This is a genomic window from Chloroflexus aurantiacus J-10-fl (assembly GCF_000018865.1).
Taxonomy (GTDB): domain Bacteria; phylum Chloroflexota; class Chloroflexia; order Chloroflexales; family Chloroflexaceae; genus Chloroflexus; species Chloroflexus aurantiacus.
The window spans coordinates 1,950,927-1,973,707 of sequence record NC_010175.1; the positions used below are offsets into that span (position 1 = coordinate 1,950,927).

The 22,781-nt window shown below is 55.2% G+C and carries 21 protein-coding genes, 1 tRNA gene and 1 other annotated feature; of the genes, 14 read left to right on the forward strand and 8 right to left on the reverse strand.

What is annotated here, in order from left to right; translation table 11 throughout:
• The first annotated feature begins 470 nt into the window (after nucleotides 1-470).
• Nucleotides 471-547: transfer RNA gene (locus CAUR_RS07350), tRNA-Arg, on the forward strand.
• Nucleotides 548-1,018: 471 nt separating this feature from the next.
• Here CAUR_RS07350 and CAUR_RS07355 read toward each other — a convergent pair.
• The 3 genes from CAUR_RS07355 to trpS all read right to left on the reverse strand — a co-directional run bounded on the left by CAUR_RS07355 (nucleotide 1,019) and on the right by trpS (nucleotide 4,313).
• Nucleotides 1,019-1,582, reverse strand: coding sequence for a methylated-DNA--[protein]-cysteine S-methyltransferase (locus tag CAUR_RS07355; RefSeq protein WP_012257291.1), 564 nt, complete (start codon nucleotides 1,580-1,582; stop codon nucleotides 1,019-1,021).
• A 200-nt stretch (nucleotides 1,583-1,782) separates the two neighbouring features.
• Nucleotides 1,783-3,294: an anthranilate synthase component I gene (trpE, locus tag CAUR_RS07360; RefSeq protein ID WP_012257292.1), complete on the reverse strand. Its 1,512-nt coding sequence runs from the start codon at nucleotides 3,292-3,294 to the stop codon at nucleotides 1,783-1,785.
• Between the two features lie 8 nt (nucleotides 3,295-3,302).
• Nucleotides 3,303-4,313 carry a tryptophan--tRNA ligase gene (trpS, locus tag CAUR_RS07365; RefSeq protein WP_012257293.1) on the reverse strand — a complete coding sequence of 337 codons (1,011 nt, stop codon included), beginning with the start codon at nucleotides 4,311-4,313 and terminating at the stop codon, nucleotides 3,303-3,305.
• Nucleotides 4,314-4,393: 80 nt separating this feature from the next.
• On the opposite strand from trpS, the gene CAUR_RS07370 reads away from it, so the two are divergent.
• A complete protein-coding gene (locus tag CAUR_RS07370; RefSeq protein WP_012257294.1) occupies nucleotides 4,394-6,346 on the forward strand; it encodes a glucosidase family protein in 1,953 nt (650 codons plus the stop codon).
• Between the two features lie 59 nt (nucleotides 6,347-6,405).
• Here CAUR_RS07370 and CAUR_RS07375 read toward each other — a convergent pair whose 3' ends face one another.
• Nucleotides 6,406-7,767, reverse strand: coding sequence for a TrpB-like pyridoxal phosphate-dependent enzyme (locus tag CAUR_RS07375; RefSeq protein WP_012257295.1), 1,362 nt, complete (start codon nucleotides 7,765-7,767; stop codon nucleotides 6,406-6,408).
• Nucleotides 7,768-7,821: 54 nt separating this feature from the next.
• Nucleotides 7,822-8,086: a binding site (T-box leader), on the reverse strand.
• 299 nt (nucleotides 8,087-8,385) lie between these two features.
• On the opposite strand from CAUR_RS07375, the gene CAUR_RS07380 reads away from it, so the two are divergent.
• Both CAUR_RS07380 and CAUR_RS07385 read left to right on the forward strand, forming a co-directional pair.
• On the forward strand, nucleotides 8,386-8,808 hold the full coding sequence (locus CAUR_RS07380) for a YbjN domain-containing protein (RefSeq protein ID WP_012257296.1): 423 nt from the start codon (nucleotides 8,386-8,388) through the stop codon (nucleotides 8,806-8,808).
• A 993-nt stretch (nucleotides 8,809-9,801) separates the two neighbouring features.
• Nucleotides 9,802-11,316: a phytoene desaturase family protein gene (locus CAUR_RS07385; RefSeq protein ID WP_012257297.1), complete on the forward strand. Its 1,515-nt coding sequence runs from the start codon at nucleotides 9,802-9,804 to the stop codon at nucleotides 11,314-11,316.
• 63 nt (nucleotides 11,317-11,379) lie between these two features.
• On the opposite strand, the gene CAUR_RS07390 is transcribed toward CAUR_RS07385, so the two are convergent.
• Nucleotides 11,380-11,832: a chemotaxis protein CheW gene (locus tag CAUR_RS07390; RefSeq protein WP_012257298.1), complete on the reverse strand. Its 453-nt coding sequence runs from the start codon at nucleotides 11,830-11,832 to the stop codon at nucleotides 11,380-11,382.
• 80 nt (nucleotides 11,833-11,912) lie between these two features.
• Between CAUR_RS07390 and CAUR_RS07395 the strand changes: the two genes are divergently transcribed.
• Complete coding sequence (locus CAUR_RS07395) at nucleotides 11,913-12,719, forward strand: DUF429 domain-containing protein (protein ID WP_012257299.1); 807 nt, start codon at nucleotides 11,913-11,915, stop codon at nucleotides 12,717-12,719.
• Nucleotides 12,720-12,722: 3 nt separating this feature from the next.
• The gene (locus CAUR_RS07400) at nucleotides 12,723-13,994 is read left to right on the forward strand and encodes an MgtC/SapB family protein (RefSeq protein ID WP_012257300.1); all 1,272 of its coding nucleotides are present in this window, start codon (nucleotides 12,723-12,725) and stop codon (nucleotides 13,992-13,994) included.
• A gap of 28 nt (nucleotides 13,995-14,022) precedes the next feature.
• On the opposite strand, the gene CAUR_RS07405 is transcribed toward CAUR_RS07400, so the two are convergent.
• The gene (locus tag CAUR_RS07405; RefSeq protein WP_012257301.1) at nucleotides 14,023-14,463 is read right to left on the reverse strand and encodes a methyltransferase family protein; all 441 of its coding nucleotides are present in this window, start codon (nucleotides 14,461-14,463) and stop codon (nucleotides 14,023-14,025) included.
• A gap of 49 nt (nucleotides 14,464-14,512) precedes the next feature.
• Between CAUR_RS07405 and ruvA the strand changes: the two genes are divergently transcribed.
• Complete coding sequence (gene ruvA, locus CAUR_RS07410) at nucleotides 14,513-15,100, forward strand: Holliday junction branch migration protein RuvA (RefSeq protein WP_012257302.1); 588 nt, start codon at nucleotides 14,513-14,515, stop codon at nucleotides 15,098-15,100.
• Nucleotides 15,101-15,202: 102 nt separating this feature from the next.
• On the opposite strand, the gene xpt is transcribed toward ruvA, so the two are convergent.
• Both xpt and CAUR_RS07420 read right to left on the reverse strand, forming a co-directional pair.
• Nucleotides 15,203-15,838, reverse strand: coding sequence for a xanthine phosphoribosyltransferase (xpt, locus tag CAUR_RS07415; protein WP_012257303.1), 636 nt, complete (start codon nucleotides 15,836-15,838; stop codon nucleotides 15,203-15,205).
• Between the two features lie 356 nt (nucleotides 15,839-16,194).
• Nucleotides 16,195-16,773 (reverse strand): bifunctional nuclease family protein, encoded by a 579-nt coding sequence (locus tag CAUR_RS07420; protein ID WP_012660668.1) that lies wholly within the window; start codon nucleotides 16,771-16,773, stop codon nucleotides 16,195-16,197.
• Nucleotides 16,774-16,937: 164 nt separating this feature from the next.
• Between CAUR_RS07420 and CAUR_RS07425 the strand changes: the two genes are divergently transcribed.
• The 7 genes from CAUR_RS07425 (at nucleotide 16,938) to CAUR_RS07455 (ending at nucleotide 22,739) form a co-directional block, all read left to right on the forward strand.
• Nucleotides 16,938-18,341 carry a peptidoglycan DD-metalloendopeptidase family protein gene (locus CAUR_RS07425; RefSeq protein WP_012257305.1) on the forward strand — a complete coding sequence of 468 codons (1,404 nt, stop codon included), beginning with the start codon at nucleotides 16,938-16,940 and terminating at the stop codon, nucleotides 18,339-18,341.
• Nucleotides 18,342-18,406: 65 nt separating this feature from the next.
• Nucleotides 18,407-19,204 carry a ParA family protein gene (locus tag CAUR_RS07430; RefSeq protein WP_015909056.1) on the forward strand — a complete coding sequence of 266 codons (798 nt, stop codon included), beginning with the start codon at nucleotides 18,407-18,409 and terminating at the stop codon, nucleotides 19,202-19,204.
• The gene (locus CAUR_RS07435) at nucleotides 19,201-20,307 is read left to right on the forward strand and encodes a ParB/RepB/Spo0J family partition protein (protein WP_012257307.1); all 1,107 of its coding nucleotides are present in this window, start codon (nucleotides 19,201-19,203) and stop codon (nucleotides 20,305-20,307) included. Before CAUR_RS07430 ends, CAUR_RS07435 begins: the two co-directional genes overlap by 4 nt.
• Before the next feature lie 10 nt (nucleotides 20,308-20,317).
• Nucleotides 20,318-21,229 carry a carbohydrate kinase family protein gene (locus CAUR_RS07440; protein WP_015909057.1) on the forward strand — a complete coding sequence of 304 codons (912 nt, stop codon included), beginning with the start codon at nucleotides 20,318-20,320 and terminating at the stop codon, nucleotides 21,227-21,229.
• 40 nt (nucleotides 21,230-21,269) lie between these two features.
• Entirely contained in the window at nucleotides 21,270-21,908 is a 639-nt protein-coding gene (locus CAUR_RS07445; RefSeq protein WP_012257309.1) for a CDP-alcohol phosphatidyltransferase family protein, read from the forward strand.
• 21 nt (nucleotides 21,909-21,929) lie between these two features.
• Complete coding sequence (gene gatC / locus CAUR_RS07450) at nucleotides 21,930-22,220, forward strand: Asp-tRNA(Asn)/Glu-tRNA(Gln) amidotransferase subunit GatC (RefSeq protein ID WP_012257310.1); 291 nt, start codon at nucleotides 21,930-21,932, stop codon at nucleotides 22,218-22,220.
• 78 nt (nucleotides 22,221-22,298) lie between these two features.
• Nucleotides 22,299-22,739 (forward strand): hypothetical protein, encoded by a 441-nt coding sequence (locus tag CAUR_RS07455; RefSeq protein ID WP_012257311.1) that lies wholly within the window; start codon nucleotides 22,299-22,301, stop codon nucleotides 22,737-22,739.
• The last annotated feature ends 42 nt before the right edge of the window (nucleotides 22,740-22,781 follow it).

The following is a 22,781-nucleotide window of genomic DNA, read 5'->3' on the forward strand; positions in this document are numbered from 1 at the left end:
CTCTCTCTATCGAAATCGAACGTGAGGTAGACCGGCTGAGCGTTCTGGCTTTGGTCGCGCTCAGCGAGGGTGGTGGTGCCAGGAATGACCTCAAATCTGGTGTAACAAGGGTCACGTACCGGCACCGGTACGCGCCGCGATCCACGCCTGTCAGTGCGCACGGTGGATGCGGCAGCGTGGCCTTCCGCACGCCAAACCATGCGTCACCGGCAACCCAACCTGAACACCATATCCACACCGGCAGGTCATACCACGGTGGGTACAGCCGAAACGCCGTTCTCTGTATCTGCGATCGCCGCCGGCATGATGGTGTGCTCACAAGTGATGACTTCTACATCAGGTGAGGTTGCCATTCAATGGAACGCATCGTTCGCAGCACGTAAAACAGGTTCTGGTATGGCCGGAAAACCTTCAGCAGGCATTTGCATCATGAGCCAAACTATGCTATAATGCACGGGCAAACGGAATACGACCCCGTAGCTCAGTGGATTAGAGCGTTTCCCTGCGGAGGAAAAGGTCGTGCGTTCGAATCGCACCGGGGTCGCCAGTAAGCCCACCAAATATGGTGGGCTTATATCTTTTCAGCAATGTCGCCGATCACTCCCTCTAGTAGCGCCAGGCAATGTATATGTCGTGCCTACGCATGCTCTTTTATGTCAAATTTTCATGAACATGGGGTCATCAATCGTCGTTGGGGCATCTACCCCTTCCCTCCGATCCGCGCACCCCTCACACACCGTTAGATTCACGCCTGGTCAGTCTGGTTCCATACGACGCGACTGCTCGTAGCGCCATCGCCATCCAGGGTACCGCTGTAGCCCGCATCTGATCGTGAGCGCGGCTGTTGCGACAGTATGGCTGCCGCACTCCAAACCAGGCGAATACGGGGAACCCTCTCGGTAACGGTATCCACTCCAGCGTGTGATCCCACGACACGTACAGCGATTACACTGGTTCCACGCCTCTGTGATCAGGTGCGGTACCAGCATGTATGACCGCTGTAGCACCAGATTTGATACTACAGAAGCGGCAGGAATACCCCTTCAAGGGCCAGCAACGCACGCTTGCGCTCGATCCCCCAGCGAAAGCCATGGAGCCTGCCATCGCTCCCCAGGGCACGATGACAGGGCACCACTATCGCCAGTGAATTGCTCGCACAGGCCCGTCCGACTGCCCGTGCAGCGCCGGTTGGTAATCCTAACTCCTGAGCTAGCTGACCGTAGGTACGGGTGCTCCCACGCGGGATCGTACAAAGCGCCTGCCAGACCAGTTGTTGAAAGGGGGTACCAATTGGATCAAGTGGGAAGGCGGGGAGCGGTGCCTCGTTGCGCAGATAGGCTGCAATTGCCGATGCCGCAGTCTCCGCCAGAACACCAGCGGCAGTGCCCGCTACCGGAAAGCTAGCGTGGAGTGTAGCCAGCAGTGCTGCGTCATCATCACCTAAATAGACCGCACAGAGACCGCTATCGGTCGCAGCTACCAACACTCGACCGAGGGGGCTATCTGCATATGCAACCTCTCGTATCGGTCTGACACGAGCAGCACGTTTATCATCTCGTGCTTGAGAGTCGTGATTTGGCATGGGGGCAACTTCCGATCAGCTATTGCCAGCATCACCCGACTGCAACCCCGTGCGATATGTCTCTGGCACGTATTCAACCATCGTTTGCCAGACAAGCCCATCATGCCTTCAGCTCACGGGGGCGAGGGTTGCGCTTTCACCCCCGTGAGCTGCGGCACGTACATTCATCTGGTGCAACACTCTAAGCTGCGAGCCAGCCTCTAGCCACCGGCCTGTAGCTCTTCGGCCAGATCAATAGCCCGCAACGAAGCGGCTGCTTTATTACAGCTTTCGTTAAACTCATACTCCGGCGTACTGTCGGCTACCACACCGGCAGCGGCCTGGGCATAGGCAATACCGTCTTTGACAATCAGCGTGCGGAGTGCAATGCAGGTATCGAGGTCACCGTTAAAACCGAGATGACCAACGGCACCGGCATAAATCCCCCGCTGCTCACCTTCAAGTTCGGCAATGATCTCCATCGACCGGATCTTCGGTGCGCCGGTCACGGTGCCGGCAGGGAAACAGGCTCGCAACGCATCGATTGGTTTCAAGTCAGCCCGCAACAGACCGGTCACTTCTGACACAATATGTTGAACGTGGCTATACTTCTCGATGGTCATGAACACCGGCACCTGAACCGTACCGGGCTGGCTGATGCGTCCCAGATCATTGCGTCCCAGATCAACCAGCATCAGATGCTCAGCCCGCTCCTTTTCGTCGGCCAGGAGATCGGCAGCCAGTTGTTCATCTTCAGCCGCATCACGACCACGCCAGCGGGTTCCGGCGATAGGGCGCGTGGTCACCTTCCCATCGCGGACCTGTACCAGCATCTCAGGCGATGCCCCAACCAGATCACCTTCGCCGGTACGGATGTAAAACATGTACGGTGAAGGATTGATCGTGCGCAATGCCCGATAGATGGTGAAGCTATCGGCGCTGGTGGCTTTGCTGAAGCGCTGCGAAATCTGCACCTGGAAGATGTCGCCGGCCATGATGTACTCTTTCGCCCGCAGCACCGCCGCCTTAAATTCGGCCTCGGTCCGATTCGAGACGATAGGGTTGGTCATCACCCGCGCCGGTGTGTTGTGTGGTTCGTAGTTGCGCAGGCTCAAGCCAATACCCGGCGGTAGCGGGCGTTGTAAACGTGCGATCAGGGTCTCGATCCGCTGCACGGCGCGCTGATACTCAGCGGCAAGGTCTTCGACATCGAGATGAACGTGCGAAATAACGATAATCTTGTGGCGCACGTGATCAAAGGCCAGCAGCGTATCAACAAACATCCACCAGCTATCGGGCATATCGTATGGGCGCACTGGAGGTACCGGCAGGCGCTCGAAGTAGCGCGCCGACTCATAATTGAGATAGCCGACCGCACCACCGACGAAGATCGGTAGATTGGGCAGGCGAATCGGGCGGTAGGCGTTCAGATAACTTTCCAGCACGATCAACGGATCGGTGTAGGTGAGGGTCTGCTTGTAACCGCCATGGGTCGCCTGGGCCACACCGTCGTGCATACGCAGCACCATATACGGATCGCTGCCGATGAACGAGTAGCGACCGATATTCTGACCACCGGTCACACTTTCGAGGAGAAAGCCCAGCCCACCCTGAGCGATCTTGAGATAGGCTGATACTGGCGTCTCCAGATCAGCCATAATCTCGCGATAAATGGGGCAGAGATTACCCTGCTGGCGTAACTCCTGTAATTGATCGAGGGTTGGATAGTACATACAATTCCTTATCTACGGTCATTGGGTAATACGAAGCCTACCCGCTCAAGGATAAGCGTCATCTTCGGTTCAGCCACGGCACGTGCCTGTTCGGCGCCAATCGCCAGTATACGATCAAGCTCCGCCGGATCGTTCATCAACTGGTAGTAGCGCTCGCGGATCGGGCGCAACGACTCAATCACTACCTCGGTGAGTTCTCGCTTCAGCGCACCATACCCCTTACCGGCAAAGTGTGCTTCGATCTCTGGTCGGCTACGCCCGGTCAGCAATTCATAGATTTGCAACAGATTATTCACCCCGGCACGATCAGGGTCATCGCTAAAGCGAATCTCGTTGTAGGAGTCGGTAACTGCCCGCTTGATCGCCCAGCGAATCTCGTCGGGATCGTCAACAATGCGAATCGCATGACCACGGGTTGTTTCCGATTTGCTCATCTTGACTGTCGGATCGTTGAGGCCCATAATGCGAGCGCCGCTCTCGCGAATGACTGGTTTGGGAATAACAAAGGTTTCCCCAAAGAGATAATTGAAGCGCTGCGCGAGATCGCGGGTCAGCTCGATATGCTGCTTTTGGTCCTCGCCAACCGGCACCTCGTCGGCATCGTAGAGCAGAATGTCTGCCGCCATCAAGACCGGATAGGTGAGCAAACCGGTCATCACGCTCTCTTGCTTCTGCGCTTTCGTCTTGTACTGGGTCATGCGTTCGAGCCAGCCAAGCGGTGTGATACAACTGAACACCCACGAACACTCGGCATGCGCCCGCACGTGACTCTGCACGAAGAGCGTCGTCTGCTGCGGATCGATACCACAAGCCAGCAACAAGGCGGCTAACTCGCGGGTCTGGCGACGCAAGTCGGCTGGGTCTTGCGGTACGGTGATCGCATGCAGATCGACGATACAGATGAAATTGGTCTTCTGGCCCTGCCCGGCAACCCATTGCTGGATCGCACCCAGATAGTTACCGATATGCAGGTTGCCCGACGGCTGGATGCCTGAGAAGACACGAGGTTTGCGCGTCATAGGGTTTCTCTCCTTAAGGCTACAATGCGAAACATGCTATACTAAGCAATGTCAGGTATCGCTTTCATATCAGGTATGCAATGAAACGATTTCTCTTCCTCTTCCTGCTGATCGTCGTACTTGGCACCGTGAGTACACCAACACCGCCAGTACGGGCAGAGAGTGGTGCCAGTTTTACCAGTCTCAATCCAACGGTACAACCATTGATCCCGGCACCAGTTGCAATTCGGATCGATGATTATACAGGGCCAGCCCATCTTATTGTGTTCGACAGCCGTGCGCGCTTTGCCGGTGCTTTTCCGCTGACAGTCAGCGATGGGCAGGGATGGGTTGAAGTGACGCCGCGCGGTGCGCTGGGTGCGCACTGGGCAGCTCTCTTCACTGCCGATGGCCAGATGGTAGCAAACGGAACACTCTACCGGCTTGAAGCCGAGACCACACTGCGCAGCGGCGTGGCCGGCTACGATCGGTTGTACCCGACTGTTCGCCAATTCATGGCAGCCGACAGATTGAGCTATCTGCTTGATGGACAACCCGTAGCCGGCTATCGTTCTCCCGACAGCCCGTTGCTCTGGTTGCGTGATCACTACTACCAAAACCGGGCTTTCCGCTATTTTGAGAACGATCTGCGCTCGCTGCCTGAAGCCTTTGCCCGGGTCCAGGCCGCAGATGGTAGCCTGCCGGACTTTCTGGCCCGCCCGGAATGGGGCATTCCCGCCTTCCGCACACCGGTCGAAGCTGATGTTGAATATCTGTTCGTTCAGTTGATCTTCGAGACCTGGCAGGTGACCGGTGACACTGAATGGATGTTGCGAATGTTGCCGGCAGCTCAACGCGCCATCGATTACACGATGCGTGATCCGCTGCGTTGGGATGCAACCCTGGGCCTGGTCAAGCGACCCTTTACCATCGACACCTGGGACTTTGAATATGGCTCGCCGATGGTTAACCCGAACAACGGCGAGTTGGGGCCGCGTCACTGGATCGATGAGCAGACCAAATGGGGCATTTTCCACGGTGACAATACCGGTCTGGCGGCGGCGCTGCATGCCCTGGCGCTGATGGAAGAGGCTGCCGGGCAGCGTGATCTGGCCGCAGTGCGCCGGATTATCGCTACCGATCTGATGACGCGCCTCAATGCGCTGAGCTGGAATGGACGCTTTTACACGCACCATGTGAAACTCGTCCCCTACGATGTACCTGGTGTTGATGAAGCCAATCAATTAAGTCTCTCGAACGCAATTGCCCTCAATCGCGGCGTTTTAACCGAGACGCAGGGGCGGGCGATCATTGCCGAGTATCTACGTCGGTTGAATGACCCCAACCGGATTGCCTTTGCCGAATGGTATAGCATCGATCCTCCCTTCCCGGCAGGCGCCTTCGGTATGAATGGACGCCTGGGTGAGCGACCCGGCGAATATGTCAACGGTGGTGTCATGCCGCTCGTTGGCGGCGAACTGGCACGCGGCGCGTTTCGCTATGGCTACGAAGCGTATGGCTTCAACATCTTACAACGCTACATTGACCTGATTGAACGCACCGGTGCCACATATCTCTGGTACTACCCCACCGGTGGTATTGCCCCGGTCAACGAGTTTTTACCAACCGACGGCTGGGGTTCCAGTGCGATGCTGGGAGCCTTGATCGAAGGCGCCGCCGGCATCGAAGACCGCTATATCGGTTTTCAGTCAGTCACCCTTTCCCCACGTTGGTCAGCCGATCCGATACACGAAATTCGTGATGTCTACGCTGTCGCCCGCTACGCCGCTAGTGATGGCTATGTCGCTTACCAGTGGCGGTTAACGCCGGCCAGTAATCTTCAACCGGCACGACTTGAGCTGACAGCAACCGGCAGTGGTGAATCATTTCGGTTACGTCTGCTCTTACCATCCAACACAGAACCCAGCATCGTGTTACTGAACGACTCGCCGTTACCGGTGCAGATCGAGCAGATCGGGTTTAGCCGTTATCTGGTCATCGATGCTACCGGCCCAATCATCAACGTCGCGGCCACGCTGAAACCCCGTCGCTAGTACCCGCTGTACCCCTGCTACCGCGAGGCGCACAACCATGCGCCTCGCGGCTAATCAGCTTAGGCCCCAACTGAAGGCAAACCGGCCAGCGCCATTGCCACCTCGGCGTCAGAATACTCGTAGTCACGCAACCGCCCCGCCTGATAATCCATGTAGGCCTGCAAATCGAAATGGCCGTGGCCGCAGAGATTGAAGAGAATAACCTCGCTCTTACCCTCTTCCTTGCAGCGGAGCGCCTCGCGGATCACACCGGCAATGGCGTGGTTTGCTTCAGGGGCAGGCAAGATGCCCTCGGTACGGGCGAACTGCACACCGGCAGCAAAGGTTTCAAGCTGCTGGATCGCAATCGCTTCAATTGCCCCAATTTCAAGCAAATGACTAACCAGCGGTGCCATGCCGTGATAGCGTAGGCCACCGGCGTGAATACCGGGGGGCACAAAGCTGCTGCCAAGGGTATGCATCTTGACCAGCGGTGTCAGATGAGCAGTATCACCGTAGTCATAGGCATACTTCCCTTTGGTCAGCGACGGACAGGCTGCCGGTTCAACGGCAACCACGCGCAACGGACGTTCACCGCGCAGCTTCGCACCGATGAAGGGGAAGGCGATGCCAGCAAAGTTTGAACCACCTCCGGTACAGCCAACCACCACATCGGGATAATCACCGGCCATCTCCATCTGGATCATTGCCTCCTGCCCGATCACCGTCTGATGGAGCAGCACGTGGTTGAGCACACTACCCAACGCATAGCGCGTATCATCACGCTGCGCAGCAACTTCTACTGCTTCAGAAATCGCAATACCAAGACTCCCGGTGCTGTCGGGGTCTTGCGCCAGAATAGCCCGTCCGGCAGCCGTCTCGGTGCTGGGGCTTGCCACCACCCGTGCGCCGTATGTTTCCATCAGCGCCCGGCGATACGGCTTCTGATTGTAGCTCACCTTCACCATAAAGACTTCAACCTCAAGCCCGAAGAGCGCACCGGCGAAGGCGAGGGAAGACCCCCACTGACCAGCACCGGTTTCGGTGACCAGGCGGCGGACTCCTTCTTGCTTGTTGTAATACGCCTGAGCCACCGCGGTATTCGGTTTGTGGCTACCGGCAGGGCTAACCCCTTCGTACTTGTAGTAGATACGAGCCGGCGTATCAAGGGCTTTCTCTAACCGGCGCGCACGGAAGAGCGGTGTTGGCCGCCACTGTCGATAGATGGCCCGTACCTCATCGGGAATTGGGATAGCGCGCTCGGTACTCACCTCTTGCTTAATCAGCTCCATCGGAAAGAGTGGCGCCAGATCGGCGGGGCCAATGGGTTGACCCGTCGCCGGATGCAATGGCGGCGGCGGCAGCGATGGCAAATCGGCAGCGATGTTGTACCAGGTCTCCGGCAGGCGATCTTCACTGAGTAGATACTTGACCGTTTCCACAGACACCTCTCCTTGCTGCAACAGACGAATAAAAAAATCTCTCGACCGAACTGGTCGAGAGACGGGAAAAACCGCGGTGCCACTCTCGTTCGCCGCCGCTCACGCAAGCGACGCACTCTACAGGTGCTGTCGGCAAAGCCGCTTCACACCTAGCGCCCTGATAACGGTGGCGTCTCCGGCAGCGACTACTGCGGGACAAACCCGGTTCGCCGTGCGACTCACAGGCCCATTCACGAGCGCCGAACGTGCCGATCTCACACCATCATCGGCTCGCTGGATTGTCGCCACACTCGCTACTCTTCCTGATCAACGTCGGTTATTCTTTTACGTGGCCGTAGTATACCATTCACGTTCGGGAGTGTCAATGCCGGTTACCTGCTGTGCTGCCACCGTGCTCACGCGCAATGGGATCGGACAGTTGCCAGCACTGATAGTTATAGTCAAAAACAAGTCAGATTGCTATAATAGCAAGCAACAGTATGCCCGCAACCATACTCCTGTCTGAATTGCTCAAGAGCGAAGTGCCAGAACATTGATCCAGGTCCTCTGCAATTCATCAGGCCGGCAACGGACAATGCTGTCGTGAACTGTGTTCTAATGCAGAGAAAGGGTCATCTTATGACTGGCGCCCAGCCTGAAGAGCTTGTCTATCCGGCACACGTCAACCGAGCGTGGCTATTCCAGCTTTACAACGACGCCTACTTTGACGTTGAACTGGACAGTGATGGTGATGTTTGTCTCCGTCAGGGTTTCCGGGTTTGGGTCTTTCCGATCCGTGAGGGCGAGCAAATTCGTTTCATGTCTCAGTTTCGCGCCAACCCTGACCGTGATCTGGCTGACCGAATACTGTACGTCAATCGTATCAACGACGAGCTGCACATTGTACGAAGTTATGTTGATCGCAGTGGCGACATTGGCTTCGACGGCTATCTCGTGGTGTCTGGTGGTGTCACGCGACGGAATATCATCTTTGCTACCCGAACGTTCATTGACCACGTGCGTGCGGCTCTGGCAAAGGATGAAACCGACGTGATTGCCTGATCAGGCGATCATCCTCTCATCACCGTACCACACAGCTCCAGACGGATCGGCCCTTCGGAGGCTATGAACCGGCTCCGAACCTGAGTTTGCCACATCTTCTATACCTGTATATGCACAACGAGAAAGGAGGATGCAATTCATGCTCCCTTCTCGCAATTCATGATCGTGGAAAACGTAAACGCCTTGCATTTCACGATATTCATGCCCAATGCGATACCTGCATGAATCGCAAACGGCCACCCACACATCGGTGGCCGGAGAGAGGGGGATGGGGGGCGGTGTGTAGATTAGGAGATTTTTGCCCGGCGACGACCACCGCAAATCAGATCGCCTGACGCACAGTATCGTAGCTTGCACAGATTAGCTCTGGATTAACCAGGCATTAGATATGTGTTAACGTCCAACGAACCAACGATCAGCATTCATGTTATCCACAAATTCCACCATTTATCCACAATCTCCTCAACATGTGAGGTTTTATTCGCCGATAACCCTGTGCATTCCCGGTACAGCAGGGGAAGGCATTGAGAAGCCAGACACATGTGGTGTGAATGGACGTTATACCCATCTCGTTACAACAAGAGACGAAGAGCTTTGCGATACAGTACATCTCTCCCAAGACAGACCAGGAGGACTGTTTTCAACAACCTCTCTCCTGGGGCCTCACTGGTGAGATGGAAGATCAACTACCCCAATCAGAACAACATCCGCAGAGAAGGACATTTTTCAGAGACTGCATGCCGTGGCAGGATACGATACGATGAAATACATCCCCCAGAGGCACCGTTATCAGGAGTTGTGGAAATCTGGTGGATGAGGTTAATAACCCGCCCCACTGCTGCCCCTCCTGATACGAGCCATTGTTGCCAAGAGTCACCCCGGTGTATTCGCAGCAGCGTCAGAAACACCCAATAGCCAGCGTGACCGGCTATCAAAAGCGGTGTATACTCAAACAGGAGTACATGTTTTCATCATCATATAGAGGAGTAGGGAGTGTCACCACGAATTGTTATTGTCGGCGCCGGCCCTGGTGGGATGGCTACCGCCATTCGCTTAGCCGGTCAGGGCTATCAGGTTGAAATCTTTGAAGCAGTTGATCGTCCGGGTGGACGCATGCGCGGCTTCTCACTCGGTGATTACCATTTCGACACGGGGCCAACGATCTTGCAAGTGCCACGGGTCTACGATGAGTTGTTTAGCAGTGCCGGGTTACGTTTCAGCGATTATGTCACGCTCATCCGGCTCGATCCAAATACCCGCATTCGCTTTTGGGATGGTGAATATCTTGATTTGACCTCAAACATTGCAGCCTTCAAAGCACAGTTGGCCCGCTTTGATCCAGCATTGCCGGCAGAGTTTGAGCGCTGGTATATCGAGCATATCCGTAAGAATGTGGTCGGTTATGAACCATACCTGGGCACACCGGTGCGCAGTCCACTCGGCTACTTGAAACCTCGCGAGATCGCGGCTGCGCTGGCCTTCCGCCCCTGGGAGAGCTTATACGATCACTTCAAGCGCTTCTTCCGCGACGAACGGGTCGTCTACGCGCTGTCATACCAGGCCAAATATCTGGGCATGCACCCAACCGCGTGTTCCAGCGTGTTCAGCCTGGTAACCTTTCTCGAATTTGCCGACGGCATCTGGCACCCGCGTGGCGGCTTCCGTGCCCTGGCCGCCGGCCTGGCGAAAGCTGCAACCGACCTGGGTGTTGTTATTCACTACAACAGTCCGGTGAAGCAAGTACTGGTAGAAGAGGGACGGGCCTGCGGCGTTGAGCTGGTCGGTGGCGAACGGATAAAGGCTGATGCAGTAGTCGTGAATGCCGATTTTGGTCACGCGCTCACTCATATTATTCCGCCCCACGCACGCGGCACATACACCGACCAGAAGCTCAACTCGATGGAGTTTTCATGCTCGACCTTTATGCTCTACCTGGGCGTTAACCGGCGTTGGGATCATCTGCCACACCATCAACTCTACCTGTCGGCCAACATTCGTCGCAACGATCCTTTGTGGGCGAAGAGTGCCGTTCTGGATGAAGATGACCCATCATTCTACGTATGCAACCCGACTATCGTTGATCCAACCAACGCGCCGCCCGGACACAGCACCCTCTTCGTGCTGGTACCAGTTCCTAACCTGCGCTATCCGGTCGATTGGGCAGCGGTCGAGCAGCGCTATCGCGACCTGATTATCCGGCAGATGGCCAAACTCGGCTTTGAAGACGTTGAACGCCACATTGTCGTTGAACGACGGTACACTGCGGAGACATGGCGTGACGAGCACCACACCTATCTGGGTGCAGTCTTCAATTTGATTCACAGTTGGAGTCAACTCGGCCCTTTTCGCCCGCATATCCGCCACAATGGCGCACGCAACCTCTACTGGATCGGTGGGGCAGTCCATCCAGGTAGTGGCTTGATGACCATTCTGGAAGCAGCGAAGAGCGCTGTACATTTTATCGGTGAAGACCTACCGCTTCACCAGACAACCGCGGTTGCCCATTAGCCTGCCAGGCATCAGCGTGGGCGTTGCCCCGGGGCAACGCCCGGCACCCATCCATTCAAAACCTTAATCGCGGGCACTGCCGTGGGCCAGTGCAAACAGCTCATCGACATCAAGCAGTAACGCAGGCTGCGGCAGATCACGGATCACACCGCATGAAATACCGTCGATGTGATCAACCGGTGCCAGGCCATCGGCACCCACCCGATGGATGCTCATCACCTCATCAACCAGTAGGCCGATTTCTGGCGGCTGATCAATATCTGAAGCAGCCAGCAGAATATAGCTACCGAGATCGTAGCCAGGTGGCTCACCGAGCAGCGAACGGCCATCGATAACCGGTACTGTCGCACTATGCACCGAGACCACACCACAAACGATTGCCGAGACATCGCTGGCAGGCGTTAGTTCAGCGAAACGAGCGGTATGAACTACTGTCTGCATTGGCAGTGCAACAAACCGGCTTCCAATCCGGCAAACGATGGTCATTGCCGTTGAGGGGGGATTTATTGTACCCATATTGACCTCCCTGTCGTTCAGATTTGACTATACTGTACTCTAAATAACCGGCTACCGGCGTTATAATCAGGCAACCAGCAATGAACGTTCCACCGACAACCATCTATCTCGGCCTGGACCTGGCGTGGTCAGAGCGCAATCCCAGTGGCCTGGCGGCAGCCTGGGGTACACCGAGTGGCGCGCATCTGATAGTTCGTCCACACCATTTGAAGACGACCGCAGAGATTGTGGCGACAATTCGCGCTACCTGTGGCGATGCGCCGGCCATCCTGGCCATTGACGCTCCACTCCTCGTACCAAATGAGACCGGTCGGCGTCTGGCTGAAGCCGAGTTAGCGGCAGCGTTTCGTCAGTATCACGCCGGGCCACACCCGGCAAACCGACAGTTGCTGCGACGTTACGGTGGTTTGCGTGGCGAGGAAATCATTGCTGCACTGGCCAGTGATGGATTCTGCTACACACCAACGATTGAGAGCGGGGGCGGCGGGCGATTGATTGTTGAAGTCTTTCCACACCCGGCAACCATCGTTCTCTTCGGGTTGCCCCGGATTCTGCAATACAAAGCGCGCCAGGGACGTTCCTTAGTCAGTCGGCGACACGAACTGCGGCGGTATCTCGACCTGCTGGGCAGTTTGATCCACGCCGATCCGCCGCTGATTGGCGTTGACCGCATCTGGGAGAAGGTTGATCTGAGCGATACAGGTGCAACGGCACTCAAAGCTATCGAAGACGAAGCCGATGCGGTACTATGTGCCTACATTGCGCTCTATGGTCATCGTTGGGGAGCAGCGAGATGTCGCAGCTTCGGCACAGTTGACGGTGGGGCAATTTTTACCCCATACTGGTACGAACAAAAGACCCCAGCAGCGCCGATCAATCAGGGATAGGCTATGTTCGACAGTCGAACCACAACCGAACTCTTCTATCAATTTGGCCTGGCCTTGCTCATCGGGGCATTGATCGGCTTACAACGCGAGCATGCCTACACCGGCGTTGGCGAGTTATTTGCCGGCGTGCGCACGTATGCCATCGTTGGTCTCATTGGTTGTGCAGGAGGGTTAGCAGGCATTACCCTACAGGCACCGATCATCTTTGCTGCTCTGATAGTCATCGTAGGGGGACTATTAATTGCCGCGTATGTTGTAGGCAGTGGTCAGGAAGGACTGGGGCTAACCAGTGAGATGGCGCTCATTACTACACTCCTGTGCGGTGGCCTGATTGCCTGGGGGTACGGAACACTAGCCACGGCTGTAGGGGTAGCAACTGCGGGCTTACTGGCATTGAAAAGTCGCCTACACGATTTCGCACATCGGCTCAGTACCCAAGACATGCAAGCGGCCCTAACACTGGCGGCAATCAGTGCGATCATCTTGCCGATCCTGCCCAGCACATCAGTAGCTCCGGCGCCATTTGATGTCATCAATCCCCAGAAGATATGGTTTCTGGTTGTCCTCATTTCGACCTTCAACTTCAGCGGCTATGCGCTACACAAGATCATTGGGGCAACCCGCGGTATTGCATTAACCGGCATCATCGGCGGAATCGTCTCATCAACGGCAGTAACCCTGAGTAATACACAGCGTAGTCACAGCGAACCAGCGTTGAGTCGGGCGTATGCGCTGGCCATTCTTCTGGCGTGGAGTGTTATGTTCCTGCGAGTGGCGATCCTAACCGGTGCGATTGCACCGAATGTCCTTCCCTTTCTATGGCCAATCATTGCCATCGGCGGCAGTGCTTGCCTGATTGGGAGTCTCTGGTTAGTAAAACAAGCGCAGGGCAACGATTCGAGCAGTCTAACGCTTAGCAATCCGCTGGAGCTACGGTCGGCTATCGGTTTCAGCTTACTGTACGCCGCCATCCTGATCGGCGCAAACCTGGCGCGAACCTGGTTTGGTGATGCCGGAATTTATCTCTCCAGCATCTTTGGCGGATTAGTTGACGTGGATGCGATAACCCTCTCACTCAGCGAGCTGGCAACAGTTAGAGACGGAATTGGCGAGCAGACCGCAGCGCGGGCTATCGGTACTGCCGTCCTGACCAACACCCTGGTGAAAGGAGGGATTGTCCTTGGCGGAGGTTCAAGCCTCTTGCGAAAGGCCATGGCGCCTATATTCACATTAATGACATGTGCCATGCTGGTCGGACTGCTCTGGCCATGGTAAGATCGCATATCGCTGATGACGACTACCATCACCAGATCCATGGAAACAGTCGCCAGGTGCGTTGTTGATACGTCTGGTAGTCAGCAAACCGAGACTGGAGTAACTGCTCTTCATACGTCAGCTTAGTGATGAGGACAATCAACAGACCAAACCACAATCCCCAGCGCCACCATACAGGCAACGCCAGTATCCAGCCCAGGGTGGCGAGGAGCAGGCTAGTGTACATTGGATGACGAACGAGACGATAAGGGCCGGAACTTATCAGTTCGGTGTGGGGCAAGGGATCAGGGAAGACCGAGAGACGGCGAAGACGCATTGTGAACAAAGCCCACAGGCCTAAAGCCAAACCGGCTACCAGCAAGCACAGTGGGAGTAGCGACGTTGGGATAAGGGGGCCACTCAGCACAATAACACCCAAACATCCAAACTGAGCAAGCACCAGACTTATTGAGTAGAATGGCGAACGCATCTTCACCCGAAACCTCTCTTCAAACAATAGTGTGTAAGGACTGCATAGTATGATTGCATCAATCCGCGGCATCATTCAGAGCATCGGTATCGACCACCTGATCGTCGAGACCGGTGGGGTGGGACTTCTCATCTACGCTCCGCGTTCTACTTTGAATGCTGTTGGTCAGATCGGTAGTGAAACATTCCTCTACACCCTGCTCATTGTACGTGAAGACGCGCTGACATTATACGGTTTTAGCGATCCAGCTCAACGCAACCTGTTCGAGCAGTTGATTGGTGTCAGCGGAGTAGGCCCCAAAATCGCCTTAAACCTGCTATCGAGTGGCTCTCCCGATGAGATACAAAAGAGTATTGCCGGTGGCGATATAGCACGCCTGGCACGAGTGCCAGGAATCGGCAAGAAGACTGCCGAACGGATTGTGCTGGAACTCCGGGGTAAGATCGATTTGCGCCAGCTATCCGGCACGACTCCAGGCAACGTGAGCACTCTCGACCGTGAGCTGACCGACATCCTGATCAGTCTAGGGTACAGCGCTACAGAAGCAGCCGCAGCAATTGCGGCCCTACCGGGAGATGCCCCGCCAACCCTGGAAGAGCGCTTACGACTGGCATTACGCTATTTTGGTAGTGCCTGAACAGAAGCAAAACTGACCGTGCGCTCTTTTTCCGTATCAGGGTAAGCCAATCAATATCTCTGTCATTCGCCCACGGGACTACAGGTTTCCGATAGGAACAACCTACCCGTCTGATTGTCCCGGCACAGATGATGGCCAGCCATAAATAAGAGGCCTGCCATCAACAAAGCGCGTAATCTGTGCCAGCGAGATGATAGGGACTCCCAGCTTTTGCAGCAACAACCGCCCTTCTTGAAACTGCTTTTCAACCACAAATGCTGCGGCAACCACAGTAGCTCCAGCCTCGTACACCATATCGGCCAAAGCCAGTGCAGTACGACCATTAGCCAGAAAATCATCGACAATCGCCACACGACTCCCCGCAGGAATAAAGCGGGCTGAGATTGCCAGTTGAACCTGACGATCACGGGTTGGTGAATGGATATGGCGGGTCAATGCCGGCACTGGAACATCGGGATCGTACTTTTTCGCATACACGAGAGGCAACCGGGCAGCAAGGGCTGTGGCCAGCGCCGGTGGAATACCACTTGCCTCTGCGGTCAGAATTAACTCAGCGGCAAATGGTTGTAAGCGAGTTGCCAGTTCAACACCAATAGCAGACATCAGGTCTGTATCAATCCGATGGTTGAGGAAGTGATCGATCTTGAGGATACGATCATTAACAACAACACCCTCCTGGATGATACGTTGAGCAAGCGGAGGAAAGGGTTCGCACAAAAAGCGTTCAACCAGTTGCATAGGATATATCCACACCACTATAAACAGGTAACTCCCTTAACATCAAAATAATAAAGCGCAAGAAGAAATTCGTCATGATCGTAGGCTTGTGGAAAGTGTGGACAGCAGTCTTTCCAGCTTATTCTAATGCCTCAAACCGCATGTGGACGACTTGTGAACGTCTATCCACAAAAGGAGTGATCAAAACAATGTACGAAGTGTCTTACGCAAATCCTCCACGAGCTATCAACGACTTGTTCCGCAGGTTATCCACAAACAGTCCAAGTTTTCCACATAATATCGCAAGTTATCCACAAGCCGGTCAAAATAACAGAGGGCGGTTTAACCGCCCTCTGTTAAACACCATCTAACAGACTTCAAGACTTCTCACCAGGCCGGTCACGGTCATTGAGATCAAGAGTATTAATGAAATTGCGGAAGATGGAGAGGGAGTCTTCATTCAGCTCAGGTTCAGGCTCAGAGGACGCCTCTGACGCAGGCTCCTCGTTGCGTGATACCGGTGTAGGAGGAACAGCATCATCTGACTGCTCTTCCTCATCAAAGAGGACCCCTGCCTGATCCAGCACATGAGCAGCAACAAAGATAGGGGCCTGTACTCGCTCAGCAAGTGCAATAGCATCACTGGGTCGCGCATCAAGCTCAACCGTCCGCCCGGCCTGATCGATCAGGATACGTGCAAAGAACGTATTATCGCGAATATCGCTGATATAGATTTGACGGACAAGTCCGTCTAACTCGCTGATGGCAGCCTTGAGCAGGTCGTGGGTCATCGGTCGTTGCGGTTCGTGACCCTGAATGGCCATCGCGATGGCATCGGCTTCAAACTGGCCGATCCAGATGGGCAGGTAGCGATTCCCTTCGGTTTCGCGGAGAACGACGACCCGGCTCTGCGTCAACAGGCTGACACGGATACTATCGACAACGACTCGTATCATTAGCCGGCCTTTCATGGAACGCCCATCACCGGAAGCCAAAGCGACGCCGGACTGGGCAGCGGAAAATTCTACGCTTATATCTTATCATGCGATGAAAGATGCCGTCAAGATTGACAAAGCAGTCTACTACGTGTATGCTCTACAGAGAAGGTGAGAGTAGAAGCATGCACGTAGTATTTCATCATCCTCCATGGTTAGAGCGATGGTTGCGCAGCAAGCGGCGGCTGGCTGCGGCGCGGCGGACTGTTCGCCATGTACGCGATGGCTACTGGGTTGCTACGCAACCCTCTGTCGAAGGTTCGATCCGGTCACGAGCGTTACGCTGGCAGCTCCGCCTTTCCCGGCAGTTAGCTCATATCTTGCTGATAGTTGGGGTACTTGGCGTTTTGATCGTTGATCGAACACTTCCTCTTCAATCGCTGACAAATCCCCGTGAGGTGTCTGACGCGATAGTGACGCAATTGTCTTCAGTAGTGCCGGCAGAGCAGATAGTACGAATTGCGCCGGCGGTACGTCATACCCCCTCAAAGACAGTCGAGCCAGAACCAATTGCGCCGGCGCTACGGGCGCCTCAGCCGGTATTGACCGCTTTTCAAACAACCCACATGCTGGCTGAGAACGAAACGCTGGCAGAGGTAGCCGAGCGCTATCAGATTCCTCTCAGCACGTTAGTGTGGACAAACCAACTGGATCGTGGCGATGCGTTGCGGGTTGGACAACCGTTGCGCATACCACACCTGGCTGGGTTAACACATACGGTCGTTGAAGGAGAGACCCTTGCGGGACTGGCCGAGCGCTACGGTGTGGCACCGGAAGCTATAGCCACTTTTGCACCGAATCGGTTGCCTGGCGGTCAATTGGTAATAGGCCGCGAAATATTTATTCCAGGTGGTCGATTGCCGTGGTCAAATGAACAGGAGGCTGCGTTTGCCCAGCGTCGTGCCGAGCCGGTTGGTATTGTACTGGTGGATGAAACAAATGTTCGATCCGGCCCAAGCACTGATCATCCACGGCAGGCGCAGTTGGCAGCCGGTCGGCAGGTGGCTTTGCGGGGGCGGTACAATGATTGGGTAAAGATTGAAATCGGCGATATTACCGGCTGGATTCGGAGTGATTTGTTAGAGGTTGATCCGGCGCAAGTCGCAGCCCTTCCGGAAGTCCGCGATTTTCCGCCGCCTCCACCGCGCTGGGTCTGGCCTGCACGAGGGGTGTTGACCTCTGGTTTCGGGCCACGTTGGGGTGGATTTCATAACGGGATAGATATTGCCAATCGTGCCTGGACACCAATCGTTGCAGCGAGTAGTGGACGGGTACGTGAGGCAGGATGGTGTAGTGGTTATGGGTATTGCGTCAAGATTCGGCATCCTGGCGGTATCGAAACGATCTACGGTCATCTCATTGCCCAGCCAGTTGTGCGGGTCGGACAGGAAGTGAGTGCCGGACAACTAATTGGCTATATGGGAAGTACCTATGATCGCGCTGGAGGCGGCTATTCAACCGGCGTTCATCTACACTTCACCATTCTCGTCAATGGGCGTGCCGTCAATCCATTGCGTTATCTTCCTTGATGTTGTTTTGTGCCTGCCTGTGGTACAATAGCGCTCAGAGTGGCTGCTTGAGGCAGGTGTTTCACGTGAAACAACATCTAACCCATTCACAACCACATATCATCGCGATTGCCAACCAGAAAGGTGGGGTTGGCAAAACGACGACCGCCGTTAACCTCGCCGGCGAACTTGCCCGGCGAGGCTTACGTGTTCTCCTCGTTGATATCGATCCTCAGGGGAATGCCACTACCAGCCTTGGGATTGCGAAGACCTCACTGACAGTAACGACCTACGATCTCTTGCTCGGTGGTGCACCACCAGAAACAATTCCTCGTTCAAGTGGCCGGGAAAGACTGGACATCATTCCTGCCGATCAAGAACTGGCAGGCGCTGCCATTGAGCTGGTAAACGTAGAACGGCGCGAGTGGCGACTTCGTGATGGCCTGGTGCCACTTTTGCAGCGCTACGACTGGATCGTTATCGACTGTCCACCATCACTTGGGTTACTCACTGTGAACGCGCTCTGCGCTGCCAGTGCCGTTCTGATCCCGCTCCAGTGTGAATATCTGGCCCTGGAAGGATTGGCACAGCTTAAGATGACCCTGGAACGAGTTCGGGAGAGTCTGAACCCTACCCTGCGCATCCTTGGTGTAGTAATGACGATGTACGATGGTCGTACCAATCTGGCGCAACAAGTGGTAGATGAGGTGCAACGCTACTTTCCCCGCCTCATCTGTCGTACCCTGATCCCGCGCAGTGTACGGCTTAGTGAAGCTCCCAGTCATGGACGTATCGCCTACGAATATGATCCGCATGGTCGTGGTGCACAAGCCTATTCCCTGTTAACCGAAGAATTGATCGGACGGGAGGAACGAGTCGTATGAGCCGGAAGCGTGGACTGGGAAGTGGACTCGATGCTCTCATTCCTGCCGCATCACTTGATCAGACACCGGTGCGGGAATTGCCGGTCTCGGCAATCAAGGCTAACCGTGCCCAACCCCGTACTGCCTTTGATGAGACCACGCTCGCTGAACTGGTGGCTTCAATTCAGACCCATGGCGTGCTCCAGCCGATCATCGTGAGTGAAGACCAGCAGGGGGGCTATGAACTGATCGCCGGCGAGCGCAGGCTACGCGCTGCCCGTATGGCCGGTCTTGCTACCATTCCGGCAATCATAAAAAATGCGACACCGCAACAATTTCTCGAATTGGCGCTAGTTGAAAATGTCCAACGGGCTGACCTTAACCCCCTGGAAGAGGCTCAGGCCTACGAAACCTTGCGGCGTGAGTTTGGCTTGAGCGATGAAGAAATTGCCCGGCGTGTCGGCAAGAGTCGCGTGGCAATTGTCAATAGTCGTCGCCTGTTGCGCCTCTCTCCCGTGGCTCGTCAGGCTCTCCTCGATGGCACAATTAGTGCCGGACATGGGCGGGCACTGTTGCGGATCGAGGACGCAACGGATCAGCAGGCTGCGCTTGCATTAATCAAAGAGCGTGCTCTCTCTGTTCGTGAGATCGAGCATCTTTGTGAGATCGCGGCTCAACCCGGCCTGGCAGCATCTACCCGTCATGCACTTTGCGCTGGTCAGCTTGAGCCGGCGCAGGCTCTCGCCCTGCTTCAGATCGGTGATGCCCAGCTTCAAAACGCCGCCTGTGAAGCGATTGTCACCCATCACCTTGGCTTGACTGAGACTGATCGGCTCTGCAAAGCGCTCACCGGTGGCGTTGATCTGGAAACGGCTCTGGCGCAGGTGGTAGAACCACTTGGCGGGAAGATGCCTTCTCCAGGCAGGACGATTTCATCACCAGAACGCCAACGCCTACCCGCTACTCGTTCACCAGAGGATCAGATGGCGCAACAGATGTTTGAAGAGTTGCTGCAAACGCCAGTTCAGATCGCCCGTAGCGGGCGCACGATTAAAGTAACAATTACCCTGTACGATGACGAACAGTTACAGGGTTTGTATGATCGTCTGTCTGGGAATAGTTAGTGGTAATCGTATGACAATGATTGTTGCTTTTGGAAATCCGGTATACGACGAGATTATTACACCGGTGGTGTCTACCGGCGGACGTGTTCTCTCTGGTTGTTCGACGAATGCCTGTCTGGCGCTCAGTCGCCTGGGTCGAACGACCGCGCTGGTTGGCCGGGTTGGACCTGATTATGCTGATCGGTTTCAGTCTGATCTGTTGCGCTACGGTATCACACCGTTTGTCTCATTATCGGCCCAGACTGGTGGCTTTAAGCTGGTCTATGATACGCGCGGAGATCGGACGCTTGATGTGCTCGGTGTTGCCGAGCCAATCCAGACCGTGCCTGACATCGTTACCAGTGCGTCAGCCGTGATTGTTGGCCCGATCTTGCAAGAGACGCCCCTTGACCTGATCCGATCTATTCGAGATCGAACTGATGCCCCGATCTTTCTTGATCCACAGGGCCTCCTCCGGCGATTTGGTGTCGATGGGCGGATCGAACACTTCTTGCCAGACGATTTTGCTGCCATTGCGCCGCTCTGTCACGTGATTAAGGCAAACGAGGTAGAAACAAAAGTGATTACCGGGATCGATCCGCGGGTCGATCCGGCAGCGGCAGCGCGTCGCCTACGCGAAACTGGTTGCGCGATTGCTATTGTGACAATCGCTGAGGCAGGTTCCCATATCGATGATGGTGAACGTTCCATTCCTGTCCCGGCTTATGCGACCGATGCCCGCGATCCGACCGGTGCTGGAGATACCTACATGGCCGGTTTTATTCACTCCTATCTCTCTGCACCACACGATCTCTTCCGGGCCGGTTGTACCGGTGCTGCGACGGCGTCAATCTGGATTGAATATACCGGACCTGATGCACCGATCTCCTTAGGAGAAGTAGAACGTCGGACAATGTCTTTGTTGTTACAGTCCAAGTTGTAAGGTGTAGTTCAGAGAGATCGTCAGTAAAGGAAGAGTGCCAATGATGCCATTTCTTGCTCGTTTTCGTCAGTTTTATGAACAGGCCTCGCTTCCGCTTGGTCATTTTTGCTCCCGTTTGGGGATTCACCCAAATATACTAACCTATCTGAGTCTGCTGTTCAGTGTGCTGGCCGGTTATCTGCTCTCGCAACGTGAGTTTTGGTGGGGCATTGTCGTTATCTTGCTCATGGGATTTGCTGACGTGCTGGATGGTGCAACTGCTCGCGCAAGTGGGATGGCCAGCGAGTATGGAACAGTGCTCGATCATGTGACCGACCGCTACGCGGAGGCCTTTGTCATGGGAGGGCTGATGCTATCGGGAGTGGTCGCACCGGTTTGGACGCTGTTTGCGATCTTTGGAATGGTGATGGCTAGCTACGTCCGTGCTCGGGCAGAGGCGACCGGGAAGCTTGCTTCCTGCAACGTTGGATTTGCCGGACGACAGGAGAAGCTCGGTCTGCTGCTCATTGGTCTGATATTGATGCCGTTTTTTCCTGATCGACCGGTGCTGGAATGGGCGGTTATTGCGGTGGGTATTGCATCCCACATTACTGCCGTACAGCGCCTGTTATACACTCGTCAGATGCTGGTTGGTTCGGCTCGCGATCCCAAACTGCGAAAGGAATCTGGGATTATCTAGTTGTAACATATAGAGGTTCCTATGGCGCTCTCTGAAGCAGAAGTTCGTCACGTGGCCCGACTCGCCCGGATTGCGTTGTCGGATGAAGAAATTGCTCTGATGCAGGCGCAACTCTCAGCGATCCTTGATTATATCGCGATGTTGCAGGAAGTCGATGTCAGCAATGTGCCACCAACTGCGCAGGTCACCGGGTTAACGACGGTCTGGCGACCTGATGTGGTAGGCGAGATGTTGACCCAGGAACAGGCCCTGGCAAATGCCCCCGATCAGCAAGATGGTATGTTTCGGGTACGGGCAGTGTTTGACGAGTGAACAGGTGCAACTTTTGCCCATTGGTGAACGTCGTACCGGCAGTAATAGTGATGTTATCCATTACGAAAGGATACGACGATGTACGGCAACTATGGTAATGGCCCACGACGCCCGTATGTTGTGATCGGCGGCTATCCGGTTAAGCCGGTATACCTGATCATTCTGGGCGTGATTGTTTTCGGGTTGCTGGTGTATTTTCTGATGCGGTTTTTTAACATCGGCCTGACGATGCATTTTGGCGCATTTGCCGGGCTGTTACTCCTGATCGCTAACCTTCGTGAATTGCTGGGATACGGGTATACTCAACGTGGAAGCACCGCGTTGCTCAATACCCTGATCGGTGGTGGTCTGCTCTTTGCCTGGCTGGCGCAGTTCTTCGTTCTCTTCTGGGTACCGGCACTTCTTGCCGTTGGTGCAGCGACGCCGCTGGCTTTCAATCGGGCTGGTGTCTATGCGGCATACCTGACCACTGCTCAACGTGCAGTCGAGCAGGTGCGGCGAACGGTGGTACGGCAGTAACATTTCCGGTTTGATCCCACGCTCTATCACAAGCTAAAACAG

Coding starts and splice junctions, on each gene's coding strand:
- CAUR_RS07440 (WP_015909057.1), top strand. CDS start 20,318: ATGACAATGATTGTTGCTTTTGGAAATCCGGTATACGACGAGATTATT.
- CAUR_RS07425 (WP_012257305.1), top strand. CDS start 16,938: ATGCACGTAGTATTTCATCATCCTCCATGGTTAGAGCGATGGTTGCGC.
- CAUR_RS07405 (WP_012257301.1), bottom strand. CDS start 14,463: ATGCGTTCGCCATTCTACTCAATAAGTCTGGTGCTTGCTCAGTTTGGA.
- CAUR_RS07420 (WP_012660668.1), bottom strand. CDS start 16,773: ATGATACGAGTCGTTGTCGATAGTATCCGTGTCAGCCTGTTGACGCAG.
- CAUR_RS07390 (WP_012257298.1), bottom strand. CDS start 11,832: ATGGGTACAATAAATCCCCCCTCAACGGCAATGACCATCGTTTGCCGG.
- gatC (WP_012257310.1), top strand. CDS start 21,930: ATGGCGCTCTCTGAAGCAGAAGTTCGTCACGTGGCCCGACTCGCCCGG.
- trpS (WP_012257293.1), bottom strand. CDS start 4,313: ATGACGCGCAAACCTCGTGTCTTCTCAGGCATCCAGCCGTCGGGCAAC.
- CAUR_RS07455 (WP_012257311.1), top strand. CDS start 22,299: ATGTACGGCAACTATGGTAATGGCCCACGACGCCCGTATGTTGTGATC.
- CAUR_RS07435 (WP_012257307.1), top strand. CDS start 19,201: ATGAGCCGGAAGCGTGGACTGGGAAGTGGACTCGATGCTCTCATTCCT.
- ruvA (WP_012257302.1), top strand. CDS start 14,513: ATGATTGCATCAATCCGCGGCATCATTCAGAGCATCGGTATCGACCAC.
- CAUR_RS07445 (WP_012257309.1), top strand. CDS start 21,270: ATGATGCCATTTCTTGCTCGTTTTCGTCAGTTTTATGAACAGGCCTCG.
- CAUR_RS07370 (WP_012257294.1), top strand. CDS start 4,394: ATGAAACGATTTCTCTTCCTCTTCCTGCTGATCGTCGTACTTGGCACC.
- CAUR_RS07395 (WP_012257299.1), top strand. CDS start 11,913: ATGAACGTTCCACCGACAACCATCTATCTCGGCCTGGACCTGGCGTGG.
- trpE (WP_012257292.1), bottom strand. CDS start 3,294: ATGTACTATCCAACCCTCGATCAATTACAGGAGTTACGCCAGCAGGGT.
- xpt (WP_012257303.1), bottom strand. CDS start 15,838: ATGCAACTGGTTGAACGCTTTTTGTGCGAACCCTTTCCTCCGCTTGCT.
- CAUR_RS07400 (WP_012257300.1), top strand. CDS start 12,723: ATGTTCGACAGTCGAACCACAACCGAACTCTTCTATCAATTTGGCCTG.
- CAUR_RS07355 (WP_012257291.1), bottom strand. CDS start 1,582: ATGCCAAATCACGACTCTCAAGCACGAGATGATAAACGTGCTGCTCGT.
- CAUR_RS07380 (WP_012257296.1), top strand. CDS start 8,386: ATGACTGGCGCCCAGCCTGAAGAGCTTGTCTATCCGGCACACGTCAAC.